The organism is Bradyrhizobium sp. 31Argb, assembly GCF_043638955.1.
Taxonomy (GTDB): domain Bacteria; phylum Pseudomonadota; class Alphaproteobacteria; order Rhizobiales; family Xanthobacteraceae; genus Bradyrhizobium.
The window spans coordinates 1-913 of record NZ_JBEGDB010000646.1; the positions used below are offsets into that span (position 1 = coordinate 1).

At 64.6% G+C, this 913-nt stretch carries 2 protein-coding genes; both read right to left on the reverse strand.

Annotated elements, in window-relative coordinates:
• Positions 1-414: IS66 family transposase zinc-finger binding domain-containing protein (locus tag AAFX91_RS42045; RefSeq protein ID WP_394570395.1), on the reverse strand; the 414-nt coding region annotated here is incomplete at its 3' end.
• A gap of 101 nt (positions 415-515) precedes the next feature.
• Complete coding sequence (tnpB, locus tag AAFX91_RS42050; protein WP_091897204.1) at positions 516-869, reverse strand: IS66 family insertion sequence element accessory protein TnpB; 354 nt, start codon at positions 867-869, stop codon at positions 516-518.
• Between the last annotated feature and the right edge of the window lie 44 nt (positions 870-913).

The window sequence follows — 913 nt, forward strand, 5'->3', positions numbered from 1 at the left end:
GCAGCTGCGGCAGCCATATTTAGGACGGATCGTGCGCAGCACCCGCAGAATCGCCGGGATGATGTCCAGCACCTCGCTGACGTCCTCGCCGATCTTGTGGAGCTGACCTTGGCAGCATGGGCACGCGGTTGCCTCCGGCTCCAGCACCTGCTCGCAGCGCGGCAGGTGCTTTGGAAGCGCGCCGATGTTGCGGCGCGCCTTCTTGCGCGGTTTGCTGGGTGGCTTCGCCACAGCCACATCATCGTTGGCGGGCGCAGGCAGCGTAGGGTCAGCCTCAAGATCGCCCAGCTCGAGCGCAAGCTGTTCGTCCACGAGCACCGCAAGCCGCTCCGACCGCTTCCCGAAGATCATCTCCTTGAGCGTCTGCATTGCTACGCGCAGCTTCTCGTTCTCAGCGTCAAGCGCGAGCACCATCTCGGTCAGAGCCGCCGGATCGGTCGGGAGAGCGTCGGGACGAATCGCCATGATCAGACGATACATCCGCGCGACCCGTGCTCCAGCGAAATCCTCACGCCTCAGCCGACAACGGTCGGCTGCTTCACAGGCTTGGGCGACACACGCGTCCACTCGAGCCCGTCGAGCAGCATCGCAAGCTGCGTCGCACTGAGATGCACAACGCCGTCGCGGATCGGCGGCCAGGTGAAACGTCCTTGGTGCAACCACTTCGTTACCAGCACCATGCCGCTGCCGTCCCACGCCAGAAGCTTCACTCTGTCCATGCGCTTGCTGCGGAACACGAAGACGTCGCCGCAATACGGGTTCGCACGCAGCGCTTCGCTCACCAGCGCCGACAGCGTGTGCACCGATTTGCGAAAGTCGACCGGCTGTGCCGCCAGCACCACCTTGAGGTCAGACCGTAGTGCAATCACCGGATCCCCCGAAGCGCCGCCAGCACCGTCGACAGGGTCGCCAG